20 protein-coding genes are annotated in these 22,251 nt (G+C 65.4%); 9 read left to right on the top strand and 11 right to left on the bottom strand.

Going from position 1 to position 22,251, the window contains the following annotated elements:
• Positions 1-8 precede the first annotated feature (8 nt).
• Both BST47_RS17640 and BST47_RS17635 read left to right on the top strand, forming a co-directional pair.
• Positions 9-2,258: a molybdopterin-dependent oxidoreductase gene (locus BST47_RS17640; protein WP_272937641.1), complete on the top strand. Its 2,250-nt coding sequence runs from the start codon at positions 9-11 to the stop codon at positions 2,256-2,258.
• Between the two features lie 9 nt (positions 2,259-2,267).
• Positions 2,268-3,509: a cytochrome P450 gene (locus BST47_RS17635; RefSeq protein ID WP_083126842.1), complete on the top strand. Its 1,242-nt coding sequence runs from the start codon at positions 2,268-2,270 to the stop codon at positions 3,507-3,509.
• Here the strand turns inward: BST47_RS17635 and fadD1 are convergent.
• Genes fadD1 through BST47_RS17600 form a run of 7 tightly spaced genes read right to left on the bottom strand, consistent with a single transcriptional unit; the run spans position 3,506 to position 9,784 of the window.
• On the bottom strand, positions 3,506-5,104 hold the full coding sequence (gene fadD1, locus BST47_RS17630; protein ID WP_083126841.1) for a fatty-acid--CoA ligase FadD1: 1,599 nt from the start codon (positions 5,102-5,104) through the stop codon (positions 3,506-3,508). The genes BST47_RS17635 and fadD1 overlap by 4 nt on opposite strands.
• Positions 5,097-5,498, bottom strand: coding sequence for a Zn-ribbon domain-containing OB-fold protein (locus BST47_RS17625; protein WP_083126840.1), 402 nt, complete (start codon positions 5,496-5,498; stop codon positions 5,097-5,099). Before BST47_RS17625 ends, fadD1 begins: the two co-directional genes overlap by 8 nt.
• Before the next feature lies 1 nt (position 5,499).
• On the bottom strand, positions 5,500-6,702 hold the full coding sequence (locus BST47_RS17620; RefSeq protein ID WP_083126839.1) for a thiolase family protein: 1,203 nt from the start codon (positions 6,700-6,702) through the stop codon (positions 5,500-5,502).
• Positions 6,699-7,121: a MaoC family dehydratase gene (locus BST47_RS17615; RefSeq protein WP_083126838.1), complete on the bottom strand. Its 423-nt coding sequence runs from the start codon at positions 7,119-7,121 to the stop codon at positions 6,699-6,701. Before BST47_RS17615 ends, BST47_RS17620 begins: the two co-directional genes overlap by 4 nt.
• The gene (locus BST47_RS17610; protein ID WP_107529008.1) at positions 7,118-7,612 is read right to left on the bottom strand and encodes a MaoC family dehydratase; all 495 of its coding nucleotides are present in this window, start codon (positions 7,610-7,612) and stop codon (positions 7,118-7,120) included. The genes BST47_RS17615 and BST47_RS17610 overlap by 4 nt, the downstream gene beginning before the upstream one ends.
• Positions 7,609-8,628: an acyl-CoA dehydrogenase family protein gene (locus BST47_RS17605; protein ID WP_083126836.1), complete on the bottom strand. Its 1,020-nt coding sequence runs from the start codon at positions 8,626-8,628 to the stop codon at positions 7,609-7,611. The genes BST47_RS17610 and BST47_RS17605 overlap by 4 nt, the downstream gene beginning before the upstream one ends.
• Positions 8,629-8,632: 4 nt before the next feature.
• On the bottom strand, positions 8,633-9,784 hold the full coding sequence (locus BST47_RS17600; protein ID WP_083126835.1) for an acyl-CoA dehydrogenase family protein: 1,152 nt from the start codon (positions 9,782-9,784) through the stop codon (positions 8,633-8,635).
• 131 nt (positions 9,785-9,915) lie between these two features.
• Between BST47_RS17600 and BST47_RS17595 the strand changes: the two genes are divergently transcribed.
• Both BST47_RS17595 and BST47_RS17590 read left to right on the top strand, forming a co-directional pair.
• On the top strand, positions 9,916-11,682 hold the full coding sequence (locus BST47_RS17595; RefSeq protein WP_083126834.1) for a serine/threonine-protein kinase: 1,767 nt from the start codon (positions 9,916-9,918) through the stop codon (positions 11,680-11,682).
• A gap of 8 nt (positions 11,683-11,690) precedes the next feature.
• Positions 11,691-12,443 carry an acyl-[acyl-carrier-protein] thioesterase gene (locus BST47_RS17590; protein ID WP_083126833.1) on the top strand — a complete coding sequence of 251 codons (753 nt, stop codon included), beginning with the start codon at positions 11,691-11,693 and terminating at the stop codon, positions 12,441-12,443.
• 5 nt (positions 12,444-12,448) lie between these two features.
• On the opposite strand, the gene BST47_RS17585 is transcribed toward BST47_RS17590, so the two are convergent.
• Positions 12,449-13,138 (bottom strand): TetR/AcrR family transcriptional regulator, encoded by a 690-nt coding sequence (locus BST47_RS17585; RefSeq protein WP_083126832.1) that lies wholly within the window; start codon positions 13,136-13,138, stop codon positions 12,449-12,451.
• A 102-nt stretch (positions 13,139-13,240) separates the two neighbouring features.
• On the opposite strand from BST47_RS17585, the gene BST47_RS17580 reads away from it, so the two are divergent.
• From BST47_RS17580 to BST47_RS17565, 4 genes are read left to right on the top strand one after another with little or no spacing between them, the layout of a single operon-like run.
• Positions 13,241-13,942 carry a carboxymuconolactone decarboxylase family protein gene (locus BST47_RS17580; RefSeq protein WP_083127081.1) on the top strand — a complete coding sequence of 234 codons (702 nt, stop codon included), beginning with the start codon at positions 13,241-13,243 and terminating at the stop codon, positions 13,940-13,942.
• Between the two features lie 3 nt (positions 13,943-13,945).
• On the top strand, positions 13,946-14,779 hold the full coding sequence (locus BST47_RS17575; protein ID WP_083126831.1) for a mycofactocin-coupled SDR family oxidoreductase: 834 nt from the start codon (positions 13,946-13,948) through the stop codon (positions 14,777-14,779).
• A 2-nt stretch (positions 14,780-14,781) separates the two neighbouring features.
• Complete coding sequence (locus BST47_RS17570) at positions 14,782-15,600, top strand: mycofactocin-coupled SDR family oxidoreductase (RefSeq protein ID WP_083126830.1); 819 nt, start codon at positions 14,782-14,784, stop codon at positions 15,598-15,600.
• Between the two features lie 24 nt (positions 15,601-15,624).
• Positions 15,625-17,097, top strand: a complete 1,473-nt coding sequence (locus tag BST47_RS17565; RefSeq protein ID WP_083127080.1) for an aldehyde dehydrogenase family protein — start codon at positions 15,625-15,627, stop codon at positions 17,095-17,097.
• A 15-nt stretch (positions 17,098-17,112) separates the two neighbouring features.
• Here the strand turns inward: BST47_RS17565 and BST47_RS17560 are convergent, their stop codons facing one another.
• Complete coding sequence (locus BST47_RS17560; protein WP_083126829.1) at positions 17,113-18,531, bottom strand: SDR family NAD(P)-dependent oxidoreductase; 1,419 nt, start codon at positions 18,529-18,531, stop codon at positions 17,113-17,115.
• 373 nt (positions 18,532-18,904) lie between these two features.
• On the opposite strand from BST47_RS17560, the gene BST47_RS17555 reads away from it, so the two are divergent.
• The gene (locus BST47_RS17555) at positions 18,905-19,834 is read left to right on the top strand and encodes a manganese catalase family protein (RefSeq protein ID WP_083126828.1); all 930 of its coding nucleotides are present in this window, start codon (positions 18,905-18,907) and stop codon (positions 19,832-19,834) included.
• Positions 19,835-19,882: 48 nt separating this feature from the next.
• Here BST47_RS17555 and BST47_RS17550 read toward each other — a convergent pair whose 3' ends face one another.
• Both BST47_RS17550 and BST47_RS17545 read right to left on the bottom strand, forming a co-directional pair.
• Positions 19,883-21,364 carry an FGGY-family carbohydrate kinase gene (locus BST47_RS17550; RefSeq protein WP_083126827.1) on the bottom strand — a complete coding sequence of 494 codons (1,482 nt, stop codon included), beginning with the start codon at positions 21,362-21,364 and terminating at the stop codon, positions 19,883-19,885.
• A 53-nt stretch (positions 21,365-21,417) separates the two neighbouring features.
• Positions 21,418-22,107 carry a mycothiol-dependent nitroreductase Rv2466c family protein gene (locus BST47_RS17545; protein ID WP_420094042.1) on the bottom strand — a complete coding sequence of 230 codons (690 nt, stop codon included), beginning with the start codon at positions 22,105-22,107 and terminating at the stop codon, positions 21,418-21,420.
• Positions 22,108-22,251: the final 144 nt, after the last annotated feature.

The raw sequence follows: 22,251 nt of genomic DNA, 5'->3' as shown, positions 1-22,251 counted from the left end.
CTGGACAGGTGTCCAGCCTCGCTGTGGTGACGTGCCCCCTCTGCGAGGCGATGTGCGGGCTCCAGGTGCGCATCGACGGCGACGCCGTCACCGATATCCGCGGCAACCGCGACGACGTGTGGTCGCGCGGACACATCTGCCCGAAGGGCACCTCGCTGGCCCAGCTGCACACCGACCCCGATCGACTGCGCGAACCTTTGGTGCGGACACCGAGCGGTCATGTCCCGGTGTCATGGGACGACGCCTATGCCGAAGTCGAACGCGTGCTACGACCGGTGCTCGACCGTCACGGCGCGTCCGCGGTCACCGTCTATGTGGGCAACCCGGTCGCCCACAACCTCGGATTGAGCACCCACATCGGCGCGCTCATCGGTATGGCTCAAGCCGCGGGAATGTCGGCGTATTACTCGCCAGGCACTGTCGACCAGTGGCCGCTGAACCTCGTCAGCGCGCTGCTGTTCGGCCACATGTGGAACGCCCCCATACCCGACGTCGATCGCTCCGATCATCTGATGATGTTCGGCGCGAATCCCGCTGCGTCGCAGGGCTCGATGTTGTCCGCCCCTGACCTGATGGGCCGACTCGCTGCGATCCGCCGTCGCGGCGGCACCGTGACCGTCGTCGATCCGCGCCGCACGCTGACCGCGCAACGCGCCTCGCAGTGGGTGCCGATCCGGCCCGGCACCGATGCGCTGCTCCTGTTCGCGATCCTGCGCACGCTCGAGGAGAACAACTGGGTGCGGCGCCCCGCTCATCTCGACGGCCGTATCACCGGGCTGGACGAGGTCATCGCATTGGCCAGCGACTTCGCCCCGGAGACCGTCGCTGCGGCGTGCGGTATCGAGGCGTCGACCATCCGCCGACTCGCGCACGACCTCGCCCACGCCGAAACTCCGGTGCTGTACAGCCGCATCGGCGCATGCACTCAGGAGTTCGGCACGTTGGCGACCTGGTTGGTGTTCGTCGTCAACGTCGCGCTCGGCTCACTGGATCGCGCGGGCGGCGCGGTGTTCCCCAAGCCGGCCGTGTGGTCCCCGATGTTCATGAAGCCGCCGGACCACACCGGTCCGGGCTGGCAGTTCGGTCGGTTCCACAGCAGGGTGCGGGGTGCGCCGGAAGTGTTCAACCAGTTTCCGGTCAGCTGCCTCGCCGAGGAGATCGATACTCCCGGCGACGGTCAGCTGCGCGGATTGATCACCGTCGCGGGAAACCCGGTGGTGTCGGCTCCGGGTGCGCGCCGGCTCGACGCGGCGCTGGCGACGCTCGACGCGATGATCTCGGTGGACAACTACCTCAACGAGACGACCCGGCACGCCCACGTCATCCTGCCGGGGCTCTCGCCGCTGGAGCGGCCGCACGCCGACGACCTCTACTGGATCTACGCGGTGTCGTCCTGCCTGAAATGGTCGGACCCGGTGTTCAAGCCCCCGTCGGGCCAACCACCGGAGTGGGAGATCCTGCTGCGGCTCGCCGGTGCGATGCTCGGCATGTCCGTGTCCGGCGTGGACCTCTACGCGATGGACGACCTTTATGTGGCCGGCTTGGTCGCCACCGCATGCGCGACGCCGGGGACGCCGTTAAGTGGACGGGATCCGCAGGAGGCGACGGCGGCGCTGGTCGGACGCGGCCCGGAACGCCTCGTGGACATGGGGATTCGACTCGGTCCGTGGGGTGACGACCTCGGCGGGCGGCCCGGCGGGCTCACGCTGGCGCAGGTGCGCAAACACATCAACGGCCTGCACCTCGAGGACCTGGACGGCGGCCGCCTGGATGACGTGGTGTGCACACCGTCGGGCACCGTCGAGCTGGTCCATCAGCGGTTGGTCGACGACGTGCCCCGGCTGCGCGCGCGACTGCAGCGGACCGACGGTGAGCTGCTCCTCACCAGCCGTCGGCACCTGCGTTCGAACAACTCGTGGATGCACAACGTGCCCGCAGTGATGCGCGGCAAGGACCGCTGCACGCTGCTGATCCATCCCGACGATGCGCATCGGGCGGGCCTCGGGTCCGGTGACATTGCCGAGATATCCACCGACGAAGGCTCACTGACGGTGCCCGTCGAAGTGTCCGACGAGATGATGCCCGGTGTGGTGTCGTTGCCGCACGGCTGGGGCCACGGGCTCGACCGCACCCAGCTGCGGGTTGCCAACGGCCACCCCGGAGTCAACTCGAATCTGCTGAACCCCGCCCACCTGATCGACGTGCCCAGCAATACTCAGGTGGTCAATGGTGTGCCGTGCCGAGTCCGAACATCTTGAGGAGTACTCATGGCCGCTCCGAATCTGCCTGCCGGTTTCGATTTCACCGATCCCGACATCTACGCCGCCCGCCTGCCGACGGAGGAGCTCGCCGAGGTTCGTCGCGCAGCGCCGATCTGGTGGAACGAACAGGCACCCGACGTCGGGGGTTACCGCGACGGCGGCTTCTGGGTGGTCAGCAAGCACCGCGACGTCCGCGAAGTGTCGCTGCGCAGCGACGTGTTCTCGGCGGCCGCGAAGACCGTCGTCCCGCACTTCAAGCCGTCGGTCGACGTCGAAGGACAGATTGCGGCATCCAAGCTGTCGATGCTCATGATGGATGACCCGGAGCATGCCCGTCTGCGCAAGATCGTCTCCCGCGGTTTCACACCGCGCGCCGTCGAGCGGCTGCGAGCGGAACTCAACGAGCGGGCGCAGCGCATCGCGGCCGACGCCGCGACTCAGTCCTCGGGTGACTTTGTTCTTCAGGTCGCGCGTGAGCTACCGCTGCAGGCGATCGCGGGCCTGCTCGGTGTCCCGCTGGAGGACCGCGAGAAGTTGTTCGACTGGTCCAACCAGATGATCGGCGGAGACGACCCCGAGTTCGAGGAACACAACTCGCTGGCGGCGGTCGTCGAATTGATCGGCTACGCCATGGAACTGGCGAAGCTGAGGGAGAAGGAGCCGGGGGACGACATCGTCAGCACGCTGATCGACTCCGAGGCCGACGGGCAGCTCACCGAGGCGGAGTTCGGAATGTTCGTCGTCACGCTCGCGGTGGCCGGTAACGAGACCAGCCGCAACTCGATCACCCAGGGCATGATGGCGTTCACCGAGTTCCCCGACCAATGGGAGTTGTTCAAACGCGAGCGGCCGAAGACCGCGGCCGACGAGATCATCCGCTGGGCGACGCCCATCACAGCTTTTCAGCGGACCGCGCTCGCCGACACCGAACTGTCGGGCGTACCGATCAAGAAAGGCCAACGGCTGGTGCTGTTCTACCGGTCGGCGAACTTCGACGAGGACGTGTTCGACGACCCGTACACGTTCAACATTCTGCGAGACCCCAACCCGCATCAGGGATTCGGCGGCACCGGCGCGCACTACTGCGTCGGCGCCAACCTCGCTCGCATGACGATCGATCTGATGTTCAACGCGATCGCCGACCATCTGCCCGATCTTCAGCCGGTGTCGACGCCGGAGCGGCTACGGTCGAGCTTCATCAACGGCATCAAGCACTGGCAGGTGGAATATGTGAATCCGGCGCGCTAATCGACCGCCGCGGTTGATATGCGCGCCGAATTCGCAGAGTAACGCCGCCCGCGGGCCTCGCGCTCCCACAGCACACCGTCACCGGCGGTGACACCTTCCTGGATCAACGCCCGCTTGAGGATCTTGTTGGTCGCGGTCTGCGGCAGCTCGTCGTTGATCCGCACGTAACGCGGCCACGCCTTCGGTGACAGATCCTGCTGTGCGGCAAGGAAATCCTCGAAGCGCTGCGGTGTGAGCTCTTGGTTGCAGACGACGGCGGCCATCACCTGATCACCGACGTGCTCATCGGGCACGGCGTACACCGCGACCAGGCTGACCTCCGGCATGCGTTGCAAAATCCGCTCGATGGGGCCCGCCGCGAGATTCTCACCGTCTACCCGCATCCAGTCCGCGGTGCGGCCCGCCAGAAAGATCCAGCCATCGGCATCGCGGTAAGCGAGATCGCCCGACCAGTACATGCCGTGCCGCATCCGGTCATCGGTGGCCGACTGGTCGTTGTAGTAGCCGGTGAACCCACCCGAACCATAGGTGTTCACCAGCTCCCCCACGGCGTCGTCGAAATTGATCAGCGCGCCGTGCTCGTCGAATTCCGCAGTCGCACATTCGGTCACGGTATCGGCGTGATAGACGCTGACTCCCGGATATCCCTTGCCGATCGACCCCGGTGGGCACCCGTCCTCGCGCATCACCACGACCGCGAACTCGCTGGACCCGAAGCTGTCCACGACCCGGCATCCGAAACGTTTGGCGAACAACTCGATATCGCGTTCGGTCGCTTCGTTGCCGAACGCTGCGCGCAGTGTGTTGTCGGCGTCGTCGGCGTGCTCCGGCGTCGCCAGTATCAGTGCGAGCGGCTTGCCGACGTAGTTCATGTACGTCGCGCCGTACTGCCTTATGTCGGACAGAAACCGCGACGGCGAGAACTTCGCAGGCACCATCGTCGCTCCACACGCGATCGCCACCGCCCACCCCGCCGCCACGCCGTTCGAGTGGAACAGCGGCATCGACAGGTAGGCCACGTCGTCGGCGGTCAGCTCGAAGCGGTCCACCAGGCTCGCGCCGCACAACACCGCCATCGCGTGCGCGAACCGCACCGCCTTCGGGTCACCACTCGTTCCCGAGGTGAAGATCATCAGCGCAGTGTCCTGGCCCGAGACCTCACGATGCGGGACAAGCGGTTTCGCGGCCTGTGTGGCCGCGCGGTAGCCGGCACTGTCGACGTCGACGACGGTGGCGCCGCCCAGATCCAGGCCGTCGAGCAGCGGCAGGTGGTCGGTGTCGACGAGCACCAGCCGGCAGTCGGCGCGTCGGATGTCCGTCGCCAACCCCCCGCCGCGCCGTGTCGTGTTGATCCCGCACAGCACATAGCCGCCGAGCGCCGCCGCGGCCATCGACCGCAGCATCGCCGGCGTATTCCCCAGCAGCGCGCCGACATGCAGCGGCTCATCCGTCCCGGCCATGTCAATCAGAGCGGCAGCTTCGGCGGACGCCTCGGCGAGGTGCTCGCGCCACGTCCACGTCCGGTCGCCGTGCGCCATCGCGAGGCCCTGGTCGTCCATGCGGGTGCGCAGCAGCTGCTGCACCGTCTCAACCACCGGCGGGCCGATAGCGGAGCAGTGTCATCCCGTCCTCGTCGCAGAACACCGGCACGACGCGCATGCCGATCCGGATGTCCTCGGGCGCCACGTCGACCAGTTCCGTGCTCACGCGGGGGCCGGCATCCCATTCGACGACGGCCAGCAGCTGTGGCTGCTTCTCGGCCCACGGCGGCCCGGTGGGTCGGCGCGCGACGGTGTAGGTGTACAGCGTTCCCGCGCCGTCGATCTCACGCCATTCGAGATCGTCGGCAAGAGTGCCGGGCGCCAGGGTGCGCGGGTAGAACACGTACCGATCCGAAGACGGTGAGTACTGGATCAGTATTCGGTGTTCGCGCAACCCATCCCAGTACAGCTGGGACACCGGAGTCGGTTTAGGCACAGGTGCGGTCATGTCAGTCACCGCCCAGGATCAAGGCGACCTGCTCGCTCATGATGCCGCCGGTGCCGTTGACGAACGCCGTGTTGCAGTCGGCAACCTGGGCGTCGGCCGCACGGCCCATCACCTGCCGGGCACCGTCGACGACGTGGTGCATGCCGCCCGCCATCCCGGGCTGCCCGTAGGACAGTTGCCCGCCCGCGGTGTTGAGCGGAAAGTCGCCGCGGAAGGTCAGATCGCGGTCCGTCAGCCACGTCATCCCCTCACCCTTGCCGCAGAAGCCCGCGTCCTCGAGCGTCATCAGCACGGTGATCGTGTAGCAGTCGTACACCGAGGCCAGGTCGATGTCGGACCGCTGCAACCCCGCCATACTGAAGGCCTGTTCCGCGGAGCGTGCGATCGGCGTGGTGAGCAGATCGTCGGCGTAGGTCGGTGTCTTGAAGCGGATGTGTTCCCCGAATCCCTTGAGCCACACCGGGCGATGGCGGCCTTGGCGCGCCACATCGGCGTTGGCGATCAACACACCCGAGCCGCCCTGTACGCGCATCACGGTCTCGAGCATGTGGATCGGGTCGGCGATCACCGGGCTGTTCAGCACGTCGTCGACGGTGATCGGCCGGCCGTGGAAGACCGCGCCGGGGTGGGCGCACGCGTTGGTCCGCTGATCCACCGCGATCTTCGCCAACGCCGCGGCGTCGTAACCGAATTCATGCGCATAACGTTGTGCGACCTGAGCGTAAGGACCATTCTGGCCGACGTTGCCGTACGGAATCTCGTATTCGGCCTGCGGTGAGCCGTAGTTGTTGCTCGACGCGCCGTACCAGCTGAGCGTGCGCGCGGGCTTGGACTCCGAGCGTGGCACCTCGGTCGACCCCGGTACGACAGCGAGCACGGCATCACACAGACCGAGTTCGACGGCGGCGGCGGCACGCCACACCATGCCCGCCGCCGTCGCCCCACCGAGGTCGACGCGGTCACCAAAGTTCAGTGGCAGACCCAGGTACTCCGACAGCGTGGCCGGGGCGAACATATCGGACTCCGCGATGCCGTGTGTCGAAAGACCGTTCACCACAGCGGGATCCACCCCGGCATCCTCGATCACCATTTTGGCGAGCCGCGCGTACTGATCCAGGGTGAAGGACGGTGGGGCGCTCTGACGCTTCTCGGCGGGCAACTCCGCGATTCCGACGATCGCCGCCTCGCCCCGCAGACCCGTCACGGCCCGACCTTCGACGGCAGCGCGACGGTCGCGGTTCCCGGCATCAGCACCTCGTCACCACGTTTGCAGTAGATGTCAAGGTCGACAAGTCCACCCTCCCGTTTCCCGGTGATCACCCCGCCGAACGTCAACTGCTGCCCCGGATATGCGATCGCCCGGTTCTGGACCGAGAACGCCACCAGCCGGCCGGCGCCACCGATCCAGTCCGTCAGCGCCCGCGACAGCAGGGCCGCCTGCAGCGGACCTTGAACGAGAACGTTGTCATAGCCTTCGGTGTCGCGAGCCCAGTCCTTGTCGTAGTGGATGCGATGGCCGTTGTATGTCGCGGCGCTGAAGAAGAACATCTGCGTCTCGTCGACGGTTACCGTCAGAGCCGGGATCTCGTCACCGCTGTCGACGTCCTCGTACAACGGGCTCATGCGGGGCGCGCGATCATCGATGTGGACGCCTCGGCGAGAAGCTCACGATGCTGGTTGCGGTATTCGGCGCGCCAGGTCACCACAACGAATCTGCCTGACCTGCCTTCCTTCTCGACGATCGATTCGACGGTGCGCACCATCTCGATCTCGTCGCCGTGGTAGGCGGGCAGATGGAAGGTCGTGCTCTCACCCCCTGCCATTCGTCGCGGGGCCTTCGGGAAGGCCATACTGCCCGTCACCGCGCCTGACGACCCATCGAGCCGTAACTCACCGAGTGCGGCGACCCCGAGAATCGCGTACTGGAGATACAGCGGCGGACAGGTGATGTCGCGATAGCCGTGCCGACGCGCGTAGTCCGCGTCGAACCACAGCGGGTTGTGGTCACCGACCGCGGCGGCCCATCGCTGCCAGTCCCGTCGGTACACCTCGCCGGTGGCGACAGCGACAACGGTGCCGACCTTGGCGGCCGACTCCGAGTCGACGAGGCTCACCGCGCACCTGCCCAGGTCGACTTGCCGTCAAGCCATTTCGCCGCGACGTCCGCGCCGCCACCCAATGTCGAAAGCACTCGAGCGCGTTCGGAGAACAGGTGCAGACCGGTGTCGACGACATACCCCATCCCACCGTGCAGTTGGTGCGCGTCGAGGGTGATCTTCTTGACGTCGGCGGCCCGCATCCGCGCGATCGCGGTTTCGCGGGTCGCCGTGCTGCCGCGCCCGATCCAGAACGTCGCCGACAGCGCCGCCAGTCGTGCCGCGGACAGCGCGATGTGCATATCTGCGACTACGTGTTGCGCGGCCTGAAAGGAGGCGATCGGCCTGCCGAACTGCTCGCGCATCGTCGTGTAGGCGACGGTGCGGTCGATCACCGCATCGCCGACTCCGACGAGATCCAGACAGTCCAGCGCCACCATGGCATTGACCGTCCGCCGCAGCGCATCTGCGTCGACCGGTGTGGGTTCGTTGACCAGGACGTCGTTGAGCCGGACTGTGAACACTCCGAAGCCGCCCATGATGGGCAGCGGCTCGACCTCGACCCCGTTCGCCGTCGCGTCGACGGCAACGATGCCTGCATCCGTGCTCGCGACGATCACATCGGCCCGGTCCGCATCCGCGACGTAGTCCGCGCTGCCGTTCACCCGCCACGCGTCACCATCTCGCCGCACATTCAGTCTCGGCGTCACGTCGGAGGCGTCGCGCGGATTGAACAACACATACGTGCCACGCGCCTCACCCGACGTCAGCCTGGGCAGCCAGGCGGAGCCGACGCCGAGCCAGTCGACCGCCAGCGCAGCGTACAGCGTGCTCTGAACGCCCCTGGGGCACAGCGCTCGCCCCGCCTCGACGCAGAAGACACCGATGTCGTTGAGGCTGCCGTCGACCACCAAGCCGAGGACACCCGCCGACGCCAGCGCCTTCCACTTCCCGTCCGGCTCGAGGTCGGCCGCCAGCACGCTGCGGCACATCGCTGCCAGATCGCGTTCGTCCTGCGAAGAGATCACCCGCATCCCATCACCTCCCGTACGACGGCATCTTGTGACCGCGCTGGGCGATCACGTCGCGAAGGACCTCGTTGGTGCCGCCGCCGAACCGCATGAGAGGCGACACCCGGTAGAGGCGCTCGAAGAAGCCGTCCGCGGGTGCGCCCGCGCTGCGATGGGCGCGCAGGCCTTCGGGGCCGAGCAGGTCGAGCGCGAGGTCGGCGATCCGCTGCCGGAGCTCGCTCGTGAAGATCTTCTCGACGCTGACCTCCACGGACGGGATGCGGCCACTGTCGAGCATCGATGCGGCTTCCAGACCCATCAATCTGGCGACCTCGACGTCGGCCTCGGCCTGCGCGAGCCGACGCCGGAACGCTGGATCGGGATCCCCGGCCAGCGCGGTCAGCTCGTCGAGCGCGCGACGTAGGTCGCCCACGTTGATCAGGGCGCCACGCTCTAGATCCAGCGCGCCGGTGATGTAGGTCCAGCCCATGTTTAGCTCACCGATCAGGTTGGTGACAGGCACCCGGACATCGCGGAAGAAGGTCTCGTTGGTGCGGTAACCCGACCACGCATACAGCGGGTGGATCTCGATGCCGGGGGTGTCGATCGGGACAGCGATCACCGAGATTCCGCGGTGCCGCGGCGCGTCGGGATCGGTGCGCACGCACAGCCACTCGTGGGTGGACCGCTGAGCGCCGCTATTCCAGATCTTCGAGCCGTTGATCACCCATTCATCGCCGTCGCGTACAGCGCGGGTGCGCAGGCTGGCCAGGTCGGTGCCTGCGTTGGGTTCGGAGTAGCCCAGCGCGAAGACGATCTCGCCCCTGGCGACTCCGGGGAGGAACTCCTTCTTGTTCTGCTCGGTGCCGTGCCGCATGATCATCGGCGCCACCGAGGTCACAGTGAGATCGGGCCCGGGCACGCCGACGTACTCGAACTCGCTCATCAGCAGGTGCTGGTGCATGGCGGTGAGGCCGAGCCCCCCGTACTCCTTGGGCCAGTTCAGGCCGAACCAGCCCTTCTCGCCGATCTTGCGGCGAAACGCTGTCAGCTCACCGCCCTGGTGTTCGAGTCCGTGCTCGGCCATCTCCGCCCGCAGCGCGGCGGTGACGTGCTCGTCGAGGAACTGCCGCACTTCGGCCACCCAGGCTCGCTGCTCGTCGTCGAGCTCGAAGTCCACGCAGGCGACACTATCGAGAAAGTGTTCACAGGGCGGGCGAACGCCGGAGTGTGGCGCGCTTTGTCCGGTCCGAAAATGCTTGTCATCGGCATAGTTCGTCGCCCGGGCATGCGGGTTTGTAGTCTTCGGGGATGCCGTTCGACAACGGCGAGGTCTTCGCCGGCTACGTGATCCAGCGATTGCTGGGCACCGGTGGCTCGGGAGAGGTCTACCTTGCCCAGCACCCGCGCCTGCCTCGTCAGGACGCACTGAAGGTGCTGTCGCTGGACTCGACGGCCGATGACGAGTTTCGGGCGCGATTCAACCGCGAGGCCGAATTGGCGGCGACGTTGTGGCACCCCCACATCGTCGGTGTGCTCGATCGTGGTGAATTCAACGATCGGCTCTGGATCTCGATGGACTACGTGGACGGCACCGACGCGGGCCGACTGCTTCGAGAGAACTACGTCGGCGGTATGCCGGAACACGACGTCTTCGAGATCGTGACGGCAGTGGCCGATGCGCTCGACTTCGGTCACGAACGCCGTCTGCTTCATCGCGACGTCAAACCGGAGAACATCCTCGTGACGGCATCCGATGGTCACCGGCGACGGGTGCTGCTGACGGACTTCGGGATCGCCCGCAGGATCGACGACGCCAGCAACCTCACCAACACCAACATCGCGTTGGGGACGATCAACTATGTGGCGCCCGAACAGCTACTCGGCAAGCCGCTCGACGGCCGGGCGGATCAGTACGCGTTGGCCGCCACGACCTTTCATCTCTTGACGGGCTCACCGGTCTTTGAGGACCCGAACCCCGCCGTCATCATCAGCCACCATCTGGGCACGACGGCGCCGCGAATTTCGGAGCGTCGACCCGATCTCGCGCACTTCGACGACGTGCTCGCGCGGGCGCTGTCCAAAGATCCCAACCAGCGCTACGCGACGTGTATGGAGTTCGCCCGCGCGCTGACTCGACAAGGTCGAGGCTCCCACACCGCCCCGCGGGCCACCGAGACTTCGGATGAGCGTCCCACCACGCAACGTCTCGAGCGTCTCGTCATTCATGGCACCGCGCGAGGGGTGCAGCGCCGCGCGATCGGCGCCCAGGCCGAAATCGGCCTGCTGTCTTTTCATTTGGTGCCATTCGAACCCGTTGCCGGTCGTCAGGCTCCGGTCCCAGTGGAGATACAAACGGCGCTCGTCCCCGATCAGCTCACCGACGGAGACGAGGTCGAGGTCAGCGGAATATGGGACGGCGATGGACTCGATGCGGACACGATCGTCAACATCTCCGCCGGCCCCAAGCGGCGGCGGCCGCAGGTCCCGGCCAAACCAGCCGGCGGCAAACCACCGACCAAGGTGCGCAAACGCAGATGGATCCCGATCGCGGCACTTCTCGCAGTGATCGTGGTGGTCGCGGGGGCGGTGCTGTACTTCACCACCGCCAGGTCGAGCGGACCCGGGCCGATCGTCAAGCCGGAGAGCGCGACCGTCTTCGCCCCCGGCGGCTCACCCGACAACCCCCAAGACGCGGGCAAGGCGATCGACGGCGATCCCGACACCGCGTGGAAAACGGTCACCTATCGCGACGCCGTACCCTTCCCGACCTTTATCGAGGGTCAGGGATTGATGCTGCACCTGTCCGAACCGACTGCACTGAGCGCGGTCACCATCGACATCTCCAGCACTGGAACCGAAGTGCAGATCCGCTCGTCGCCGACCGAGAAGCCCGCCGCGTTGTCCGACACCACCGAGCTGACCCCCACTACGACTCTGCAGCCGGGGCAGAACCGCATCGAAGTGCGCGACGAAACGAAGACATCCAATGTGCTCGTATGGATCTCCAAACTGGGCACGACGGACGGCCAGAGTCGCACGGAAATCTCGGAGGTCACGCTGCAGGCCGCAGGTTGAGTCACGCGATGCCGAACGATGATGTCGACCGCAGACTGAGTCCGCTGCCGTCAGCCGGCTACATCTACCGCACGTCGTGGCCGGTGCCGACCGGAGACATCGGCAGTCAGCTGCAGCTGCGCCTGGACGGGGTGGCTCGGTACATCCAGGAAGTCGGTGCGGAGAATCTGCTCGATGCGGGCGAAGCCGAGGAACATCCGCACTGGCTGGTGCAACGCACGGTGATCGACGTCATCGAGCCGATCGAATGGCCCAACGAGGTGTCCTTCAGCCGCTGGTGCTCTGCGCTGTCGACACGGTGGTGCACCATGCGCGTCGACCTGGTCGGGGGCGAAGGCGGCCGCATCGAGACCGAGGGGTTCTGGATCGCGATCAACGAGCGCACCCTCACACCGCAGCGGGTTTCCGACAGCTTGATCGAGAAGTTCGCGAGCACCACGCAGGAGCACCGCCTCAAGTGGCGACCGTGGTTGACCAACCCCGACGATGTCGACGTCGTCGCACCGTTCGCGTTGCGTCGCACCGACATCGACGTCTTCGAGCACGTCACCAACACCGCGTACTGGCACGCCATTCATGAAGTGATGGCCGAAGTGCCCGACGTGTGTCGCGCCCCGTACCGCGCCGTGATCGAGTATCGCCGGCCGATCCAGTACGGCGAAGACGTCAGCCTGCGCTGGGCCCGTCGCGATGACGACGTGAACATCGCGATCGCCGTGGACGACGAGGTGCGCGCCGCGGCACTGCTGCGCCGCCTCTGAGCGGGTTACGGCAGCGCACGCAGGGTCGGCCGTTTGGAGCTCGCACCCTTCAGCGCGACGAGGGTCTCCTCGGAGGGCGTCGCCCCGAGCAGGGCGACGAAGCCGTCGAGAAGTGAACTGACATGCACGGCGTACGAGGGCACGGGCGAACCGACCAGACGCGCGCGATGGCGGTCGGCACAGGCGTGTACGCACATCGAGGAGACATCGTGAATGCGATTGTCGCGCAGCGGTTGCGGCACGTGCTCGATCAGTGCGCCGACTCTGTCGACGTAGTTCTGGTGTGAGTTCCGATGCGTATCAGGCAACGACGTCAGTGGATTGACCGAATAGTCGTAGCGCAGGAGCTGCTCGAGGAACGGTAGATAGAAACATGTTTCGTCCTCGGCCAGCTCGATCAACGGGAGTTGGTGCGCCTCGACGATGGCCCGCAGATCATCAGATGGCGTACGGGCTTCCAAGAGCTGTCGACGACGGGTCAGGTGCTCGAGTCGGTTGAGCAGGATCGCCTGGACGAGGCCTTCCTTGGACCCGAAGTGATACTGCACGGCCGACTTGTTCGCCATGCCCGCCTCGGTGCCGATCTGGCGGAGCGGAACACCGTCGAGACCGCGCTGTGCAAACAACCGCTCCGCGGTGAGCACGAGCTGCTGTTTGGCCGACGGCTCCACCGGCACGGGTACGGACGTGGACATGGGCCCAGAATTTCACACTGGACGGATTAAGTCCAACGCCTTAGAGTTCAGGCCACAGACTTGCAACAGAGAGTGGGGCACGTGGAGACCTATCAAGACGTGATGGTCGCCGACCCGGTCTTCGGGCCGGTGTGGGCGCGGCCCGGTCTGAGCAGGCGCGACCGCCGATTCGTGACGCTGACGTGCGTGTGCGCGTCGGAGAGTGTGGCTGACATGAACGACCACGCATACGCCGCGTTGGCGAGCGGTGACATCACCTATGACGAGCTACTGGAGTTCGTCCTGCACTTCGCGGTGTACTGCGGGTGGCCACGCGGGTCGGAGGCAGAGGGGGCGGTGCGGTCGCAGTTCGCCCGACTCGCGGCCGAACGGGGCGAGGACGTCCCACCGCGTTCGGATCTCCCGCCGGAATCCTTGGGACCGACGGATCACGGGCGTCGTCTCGACGAAGGCGAGAAGTGCTTCGTGGACGTGAATCTGCTACCTGCACCGCCGCGGGATTCGCCGTACTTCCAGGCAGGCATTCTGGCGTTCGTTTTCGGCCACCTCTGGCAGCGCCCCGACCTCGGCCGCCGAGAGCGCCGATTGATCACGGTGGCCGCCGTCGGCGTGTCCGGGGCACTCGGTCCGATCTATTCGCATGTGGGATCGGCACTGGAGTCGGGTGACATCAGTCGGTCGGAGATGGACGAGGTGATCTTGCAATTCTCCGCGTACGCGGGGTTCCCCAAAGGCCGTGTTCTGCAAAAGGCTGCCAGCGATTCGTGGCGGCGGATATCAGCGTCCAACCAAGAAGGGCAGTGAGCAGTGTCGAGATCACTCGAGCAGAAAGTCGCTTTCATCACCGGGGTAGCGCGCGGCCAGGGTCGCAGCCACGCAGTGCGACTGGCGCGGGAGGGCGCCAACATCATTGGCATCGACATATGCGGCGACATCGCCGCCAACCACTACCCGATGGCATCGCGCGAAGAACTGGACGCGGCGGTGGATCTCGTCGAGCAAGCCGGTGGGAAAATGCTCGGGACAGTGGCAGACGTGCGCGATTTCCACGCCGTCAAGGCAGCCGTCGACGCGGGAGTGGAGTTCTTCGGACGCCTCGACATCGTGTTGGCCAACGCGGGCATTTCTCCCCTGGCGTTCCGCGAGCTGAGCATCGAAGAAGAACTCGAGCAGTGGCGAGCGGTGACCGCCGTCAATCTGGACGGTTCCTACCACGCCGCGTTCGCATGTATCCCGCACCTCATCGCCGGTAACCGGGGTGGCGTGATCATCTTCACCAGTTCCACCGCCGGACTGAGGGGTTTCGGCGGCGTCCAGGGGGGTGGTCTCGGTTATGCAGCATCCAAGCACGGAATCGTCGGACTCATGCGCACACTCGCCAACGGATTGGCGCCGTTGAGCATTCGTGTGAACACTGTGCATCCGACTGCGGTCAACACGATGATGGCGACAAACCCGGTGATGACCGAGTTCTTGGAGAACTATCCAGGCGGCGGTCCACACCTGCAAAACCCGATGCCTGTCGAGATGCTCGAGCCTGAAGACATCAGCGCCGCTATCGCCTATCTGGTATCCGACGAAGCCAAATACGTGACCGGGGTGACCTTCCCGGTTGACGCCGGCTTCTGCAACAAGCTCTGACCATGGCGGGCGATGAACCGGCCGGACGCGTGGCCGGCAAACGGATCGTGGTCACCGGCGCGGCCCGCGGTATGGGCCGCAGCCATGCCGTTCGGCTCGCCGAAGAAGGCGCGGACCTCGTACTGGTCGACATCTGTGCTCCCATAGACGAATTGGACTATCCGCTGTCGAACGAGGCCGATTTGGAGGAGACGGCGCGCCTGGTTCGTGAACACGGCCGCACAGCGATCGCATGCGTGGCGGATGTGCGTGACGAGGCGGCGACGAAAGCCGCCGTCGACGCGGCGGCCGAAGAACTTGGCGGTCTGGACGCCGCCGTCGCCAACGCCGGCGTCCTCACGGTCGGCACCTGGGATGTCACGACGGCAGAACAGTGGCGCGTCGTGGTCGACGTGAACCTCATCGGGGTCTGGAACACCTGCGCCGCGGTGATCCCGTATCTGGTCGAACAGGGCGGCGGCAGTCTGGTGAACATCAGCTCGTCAGCGGGCGTCAAGGGCACACCGTTACATGTGCCCTACACAGCCTCCAAACACGGCATCGTGGGCATGTCCCGCGCCTTGGCCAATGAGCTTGCCGCGCAGAGCATTCGGGTCAACACAGTTCATCCGACCGGGGTGATGACCGGGATGGCTCCGCCATCGATGCACGACCAGATGACCGCACGGACCGACCTTGTCCCCCTCTTCCTCAACGCGCTGCCCGCCGCACTCATCGAAGCCGCCGATGTGAGCAACGCGGTGCTGTTCCTCGTCTCCGATGAGTCTCGCTACGTGACCGGTTTGGAGTTCAAGGTCGACGCAGGCGTGTCAATCAGATAGGTACACATGGACTTGAATCAACACATGACCGCCGACGACACCGCGATACCGGACCGACTTCGTAGCGGACCGCTATTGATCGGCGGAGACCACGTCACCAACGCCTCGGGCGGCACCTACCAACACGTCTATCCCGGCACCGGACAGGTGAACTTCAGCACCGAGATAGCCGGGGAGCAAGAAATCGAGCTCGCGGTGAGCATTGGCGTTGAAGCACAACGCGCATGGGCATCTTTGACGGTCGATAAACGCCGCGCCATCCTGATGGATCTGGCCGACGCCATTGGTGATCACCAGGACGAACTCAGCCTGCTGAATGTGCACGACTACGGCGTCCCGCGCCTGATGTCCGCCAACGGGGTTCTGACTGAGCGGTTCTTGCGCTACTACGCCGGCTATATCGACAAGCCACTAGGCACCACCTCCCACGTCGAAGCCAGCTCGGCGCTGAACATCACTGAGCACGAGCCCTTCGGCGTGGTGGGCGTGATCACGCCGTGGAATGGCCCGCTGGTGGTGATCGGCCTGGCCGTCGCTCCTGCTTTGGCGGCTGGTAATGCCGTGGTGCTCAAACCATCCGAACTGGCACCGCTGGCACCCCTGCGCTTCGGCGAGATTTGTCTGGAGGCCGGCCTGCCTGCCGGTCTGGTCAACGTCGTCACTGCCGGCGCTGCCGGCGGTCAAGCGTTGGTCCGTCACCCCGGGGTGCGCAAGATTCACTTCACCGGCGGCGAGAAGACCGCGCGTTCAGTCATCGGTGCGGCGTCGCAGAATCTGACCCCGGTCACCGCTGAGCTCGGAGGCAACGCCGCCATGGTGGTGTTTGACGATGCGGACATCGATTCTGCCGCCTCGATTGCTGCGTTCCAGGGCCCCCTTGGGCAGTCGGGTCAGAGTTGCGCGTGCGCGAGCCGGATTCTGATCCAAGACGACGTATACGAAGAATTCGTCGAGAAGTTCCTCGCCACGATCAGCTCGGTGACCATCGGTGACCCGCTGCGACCGGACGTGATGTTCGGGCCGGTTGTCAGTCAATCTGCTGCTGAACGAATAATCGGCGTCATCGACGATGCTGTAAATCACGGATGGGGCAAGCTGTTATCCGGTGGGCACCGGATGGAAGGTGAACTCGCCGAGGGGTTTTTCGTAGCACCGACCGTGTTCTCCGACGTAGACGACCTATCCCCCTTGGCGCAGCAGGAGACGTTCGGTCCGGTCGTCTCGCTGTCGCGCTTCACCCACGAAGCGGAGGCGGTCCGAACGGCCAATGACACCGTTTACGGACTGAACGCTTACGTATTCACGTCAAATCTCAATCGTGCCCACCGCGTGGCACGCCAGCTGGAAGCGGGTTCTGTATGGGTCAACTCGCACAGCGATATCGAGCCGCAAAGTCCCTACGGTGGATACAAGCGGAGCGGATTCGGCCGCTCCGGCGGGATTGAAGGTCTTCACGAGTTCCTCCAGGTGAAGAACATTCGCATCGCCGCGAACTGAGGCTGACGCTGCCCGCTACCAATTGCTCGGCGAGTAGTCCTTGAGGAAACAGCCGTTCAGGTCGTGGCCGAGTTCCCCGCGCACGATGGGGTCGTATACGCGGGCGGCCCCGTCGACGAGGTCGAGCGGGGCGTGGAAACCCTCGTCGGCGAGCCGCAGCTTGGTCGGATGCGGCCGTTCGTCGGTGATCCAGCCCGTATCGACCGCGGTCATGAGAATGCCGTCACGCTCGAGCATTTCGGCGGCGCTGGTGCGGGTGAGCATGTTCAGTGCGGCCTTGGCCATGTTGGTGTGCGGGTGTCCTGGGCCTTTGTACGCGCGGCTGAACTGCCCCTCCATCGCCGACACGTTCACGACGTACTTGCGTCGGGCCGGCGACGCGGCCATCGCCGGGCGTAGGCGACTCACCAGAATGAACGGCGCGGTCTGGTTGCACAGCTGAACTTCGAGCAGTTCCATCGCGTCCACCTCGTCCACGCGTTGGGTCCAGCTGTTGATCGACGCGGTGTCGGGCAGCAGTCCACCCGCGTCGATGGCGGTGCCGGCGGCGATCCGCGCCGGGGATGCACTGCGCGCAGTCAGCGCCAGTTCGGTTATCGCGTGCGGTGTCTGATGCTCGGCGAGGCTTCCCGCGAGTGCGGCCGGGTGGGCATCACTGACGTGGTCGAACGTGATGACGTCGACGAGCTGCGGCGGCGGGGTCCGCTCGCCCTCGACGAGGGCCGAATACGACCCCGGTGAGCGTCGGACGGTCTGGGCCGCGTTGTTGATCAGGATGTCCAACGGACCACGCTCGGCGACGGTGTCCGCAAGCGCGACCACCTGAGCGGGATCGCGCAGATCGATGCCGACGATGCGCAGCCGGTGCAGCCAGTCGGAACTGTCGGGCATCGACGCGAAACGTCGCACGGCGTCGTTGGGAAAGCGCGTGGTGATCGTCGTGTGGGCCCCGTCGCGGAGCAGTCGCAGCGCGATGTACATGCCGATCTTGGCCCGGCCGCCGGTGAGCAGGGCGCTGCGGCCTTCGAGATCGGTGCGGGCATCGCGCTTGGCGCGATTGAACGCGGCGCACTCCGGGCAGAGCTGGTGGTAGAAGGCGTCCACGACCGTGTAGCGGTTCTTGCACATGTAGCACGCGCGTGGCCGCCGCAACGTGCCCGCAGTGGCGCCCACCGCGGCGGACACCAACGGAAGACCCTGGGTCTCGTCGTCGATGCGGCCGGGTGCGCCGGTCGCGGTAGCGGCGGTGACGGCGTGGTCGGCGGCGGCCACTGCCTCGCGCTTCGCGTCCCGGCGGGCCTTCTTCACCGCCTTGAACACCTTGGCTGTGGCCAGGCGTACCGCGACGGCATCCGGGTGCTCAGGCGGCAAGGACTCGACGTCGGCCAGCACCTGGAGGCAGACGTTGAGCTTGTCGGGGTCGATCGCGTTCACGCAGGAAGACTAGGCCAAATACCGTCGAATCCCGAATACACCGGCCCGCAGGTTCGATCTCTACAGGACCGGCCTGCCGCCCGGATGTAGGACGGTCGGCGATTCACGTTTGTGTGGCATCGCCACGGGTATGACTGATGCGCCGCTCGCTTCCAGCCTCGTGGAGCACCGTTCGGTGGAGCAAATCAAAGGCAACTCAATGCCAGCACCGCATCCTGCAAACACACCCTAAGCAAGCATGTTCAGCACGCGTGCCCAGAAGGCAGGGCTTTCGCGTCGGTGGTGAAACCGCCGGGGAGCCCTGGCCGCTGACTCCTTCGATACACGTCCATCAGCCGGTTTTCGGCACACCCATCAGCGATTCGAGGAAAACATGTATCTACACACCCAACAACTGATCAACGAGATCGTCGTCGACGAGCCGGATCCCGCTGCGGCCAATGCACTCCAAGAAGGCCTCGGCGGCCAGTTCGGCGAAATGCGCACGATGATGCAGTACCTGTTCCAGAGCATCAACTTTCGAGGAGACGCGGCTTCCAAGCCCTACAAGGATCTCCTGCAGGGAGTCGGCACCGAAGAGATCAGCCATGTCGAATTGATTGGAACGACCATCAGCCGTCTCCTCGACGGATCCCCCGAGTACCGAGGCAAGAAAACCGACCCAGTCGATCAGCCGGGCGCCAAAGGCGCGACACCCCTGAAGATCGCGTTGGACACCAGCAACATTCATCACTATCTGGTGGGAGCTCAGGGCGCTCTTCCTGTCGATGCGGCAGGCAACCCGTGGAGTGGCTCTTACGTCTACAACAGCGGGAACCTTGTACTCGACCTGCTGTACAACCTGATGCTGGAGTCGACAGGACGGCTGCAGAAATGCCGGATCTACGAGATGACAGAAAACAAGACAGCACGTTCCACGATCGCTTACCTCATCGTTCGCGATCAGGCTCATGAGAATGCCTTCGCCAAGGCGTTGGAGAGCCTGGGCGTCAATTGGGGTGCGGCGCTGCCTATTCCGAAGACCAATGCCGAGCAGTTCCCCGAGGTGAAAAAGCTGATCGACCTGGGACTCCAGAGCATCCAGTACACCTTCAGCGCCGACGACGAAAGCCAAGCGGCGAAGCTGTACCGGGGCGCATCACCTTCCAACGACGGGACCGAGCTCAGTACCGCCGTAATGCCAGAAGGGTTCCCCATGACAATTGCGCCCGAACGACGGGAAGAGTTCGCCCCCGGTCTGGACAAGGAACTGTTGGCGTTGATCCAAGCCACAGCGGAGGTCGAGATTGCACACCAAGGGTGAGCAAGCAGGGTGGGCGCCAAGGCCGGGATCACGACGGGCTGACCGGGTTCAGTCCGCGTCCGGCCCCGCCAACCGGTGGATCTGATCGCGGGTCGCCGGGTACAGCTCTCGCCACGTCGCGTAGAGCTCGTCGTAGCGCTCCCGGTGATCGGGATTGGGAGTGATTTCGCGCTGGATCTTGGCCCAGTCGGTCTCGGCGGGCACGAGCCCGACACCGATCGCGGCGAGCATCGCGTCTCCGTAGCTCGCACCGATCGCCTCCTCGGGAACCAACTGAGTACGCCCGGTGATGTCGCTCAACGCCTGCGCCCACACCGGACTGCGCAACCCACCGCCGACCGCGACGGTCCTTGATCCGGCATGCGCATCGTCGAAGAGTTCGAGGATCTGCCGGATACCAAACGAAATTCCTTCGTAGGCCGCGCGAAACAGGTGTCCGCGACCGTGGCGCAAAGTCAGGCCCGCCACCACACCGCGGGCCTGCGGATCGAACACCGGCGTTCGCTCCCCGGCGAGGTACGGCAGCACCAGAAGCCCCTCGCTTCCCGCAGGCACCGCCGCGGCCTCGGCCATCAGTTCGTCGAACGGGGCACCCCCGGTGACAGCCTGTAGCCAATTGATGAGGCTGCCCGCGGTCGACGTCCCCGCGGCGAGCGCCAGGCTGTCCTTTTCCACGCCGGCGGTCGTCCACAGTGTGGGGTCGCTGTAGTACTCGTCGATGATCTGTACCAGAAACATCGTCGAGCCGTACATCAACATCTGATCACCGGGATGGCGCACACCGACCGAGAAGGCTTCGGAGTAGGCGTCCACCGTGCCCGCCACGACGGGCGTACCTGCCGGCACCCCTGTTTTTTCGGCGGCCGCGGCCGTCACCTCACCGACGACGTCACAGGGCCAGACCAGCCGTGGCAAAGGCAGGTGTCGGCAGATGCGTTGCGCCCAAGCATGATTCCAGTCGAACTCGCGGGTGGCGTAGAGCGGATCGCACTGACTTGCGGTGTGATGATCCATCACGTATTCGCCGGTGAGCTTCGCGCTGATATAGGAGTTGGACCCGTACCAGCCGGCCGCTTTGGCGAACACCTCCGGCTCGTGCCGGTACACCCACTCCAGCTTGGGGCCCACGGCCTGGCTCGACAAGGTCGTGCCCGCCTGGTCGAGGATCGCGTCGGACCCCAATTCCTCGGTCAGCAGTTCGATTTCGGCCGTTGCCCGCGTATCGATGCCGTACAGGATGGCGGGCCGCAACGGGTTCAGATCGGTGTCGCACAGCACCAGGCACGGCCCGACGCCGCTGACGCACATCGCGCCGACCCTGCCTCCGCTCGGGATGCGAGCGGTGAGTGTGCGGCTGACTTCGCACACCTCGCGCCACCACAACCCCTCGGCATCCACCTCGACCCATCCGGGGCGAGGAAGGTTCACGTCATGGGAGACGGTCTCGGTGGCGAGCACCGAGCCGGCGGCGTCGACGAGGACGCCCTTGGTGCTACCTGTGCCCATGTCGATGCCGAGCAGCAGATCCACGTCGCCAACCCTACGGCTCGCGAGGTCATGGAATGCGGGCGATCGCTGAGACGTCACCTGTCGAAGTTGATGACTTCTCCCCGATTGATCGACACCCAATCGCGAGCCTCGAGATACGGGCGGAAGGTGTCGACGATCAACTTCTCGTCGTCGGCGGTCTTGGGCCGCTGAAGCTCATAGAGATGAGGGAACTCGGTCCAGGCGACGACGGCATCCCAAAGCCGCAGCGCCGCCTCGCCGGTGGGCGGATCGACGAGAACGGGTCCGAAAAGGCACTGCCCGTCTCCGAAGAACATCGTCGGCACCCCGTATCCGCCGGCATCGACCACCCGCTGATGCTCGGCCAGCACCTCGTCGCCGGTCGTCGGGTCCGCGATCGCCTGGTCGACCAGTTCCGGATCGAGACCGATCTCTGCGACCAGGTGACGTGCGACGGCCTTCTCGTGCGGCTTGTGCCCGTCGACGTGCAGCGCCCGGCCTGCCCGTGCGTACCACGCGTCGAGGTCCGCCATCGACCGACGTCTCAGCAACGCACCGATGCGCATCATCGACCAGCCGTAGGACCACTCGCGTTCCCACGGGTGCTTCTTGCCTTCTTGGCGGTTGATCTCCTCAAGGCTGAAAAAGCGCCAGTTCACTTCGAGGCCGGTGCGGTCTCGTACCTCGCGGATCCACAGCGACGTCTGGTACGCGTAGGGACACATGACGTCGAAGTGGAAGTCGACGGAGGCCGGACGACTCATCACAACTGCACCCTAGGTTGCGGTAGCGAGCATCTCAACGGTGGAATCGGAGACTGGCGATCGTCACGAAAGGACTCTCAATGAAGAAGTCAAGCAGCCGTCGTCGTGGTGACGGGGGGTGAATCAGGTTGCCAGGTGCGGTTG

This window comes from Mycolicibacterium tusciae (genome assembly GCF_002086795.1).
In the GTDB taxonomy this organism is placed as follows: Bacteria; Actinomycetota; Actinomycetes; order Mycobacteriales; family Mycobacteriaceae; genus Mycobacterium; species Mycobacterium tusciae.
Note: the sequence above shows the minus strand (reverse complement) of the source record. Positions and strands in the feature narration are given on the sequence as shown.

Excerpts from the sequence above, each read along its gene's own strand:
- BST47_RS17555 (WP_083126828.1), top strand. The coding sequence starts at position 18,905 with ATGTATCTACACACCCAACAACTGATCAACGAGATCGTCGTCGACGAG.
- BST47_RS17605 (WP_083126836.1), bottom strand. The coding sequence starts at position 8,628 with ATGCGGGTGATCTCTTCGCAGGACGAACGCGATCTGGCAGCGATGTGC.
- BST47_RS17570 (WP_083126830.1), top strand. The coding sequence starts at position 14,782 with ATGGCGGGCGATGAACCGGCCGGACGCGTGGCCGGCAAACGGATCGTG.
- BST47_RS17615 (WP_083126838.1), bottom strand. The coding sequence starts at position 7,121 with ATGAGCCCGTTGTACGAGGACGTCGACAGCGGTGACGAGATCCCGGCT.
- BST47_RS17635 (WP_083126842.1), top strand. The coding sequence starts at position 2,268 with ATGGCCGCTCCGAATCTGCCTGCCGGTTTCGATTTCACCGATCCCGAC.
- BST47_RS17595 (WP_083126834.1), top strand. The coding sequence starts at position 9,916 with ATGCCGTTCGACAACGGCGAGGTCTTCGCCGGCTACGTGATCCAGCGA.
- BST47_RS17565 (WP_083127080.1), top strand. The coding sequence starts at position 15,625 with ATGACCGCCGACGACACCGCGATACCGGACCGACTTCGTAGCGGACCG.
- BST47_RS17545 (WP_420094042.1), bottom strand. The coding sequence starts at position 22,107 with ATGAGTCGTCCGGCCTCCGTCGACTTCCACTTCGACGTCATGTGTCCC.
- BST47_RS17590 (WP_083126833.1), top strand. The coding sequence starts at position 11,691 with ATGCCGAACGATGATGTCGACCGCAGACTGAGTCCGCTGCCGTCAGCC.
- BST47_RS17625 (WP_083126840.1), bottom strand. The coding sequence starts at position 5,498 with ATGACCGCACCTGTGCCTAAACCGACTCCGGTGTCCCAGCTGTACTGG.
- BST47_RS17580 (WP_083127081.1), top strand. The coding sequence starts at position 13,241 with ATGGTCGCCGACCCGGTCTTCGGGCCGGTGTGGGCGCGGCCCGGTCTG.
- BST47_RS17585 (WP_083126832.1), bottom strand. The coding sequence starts at position 13,138 with ATGTCCACGTCCGTACCCGTGCCGGTGGAGCCGTCGGCCAAACAGCAG.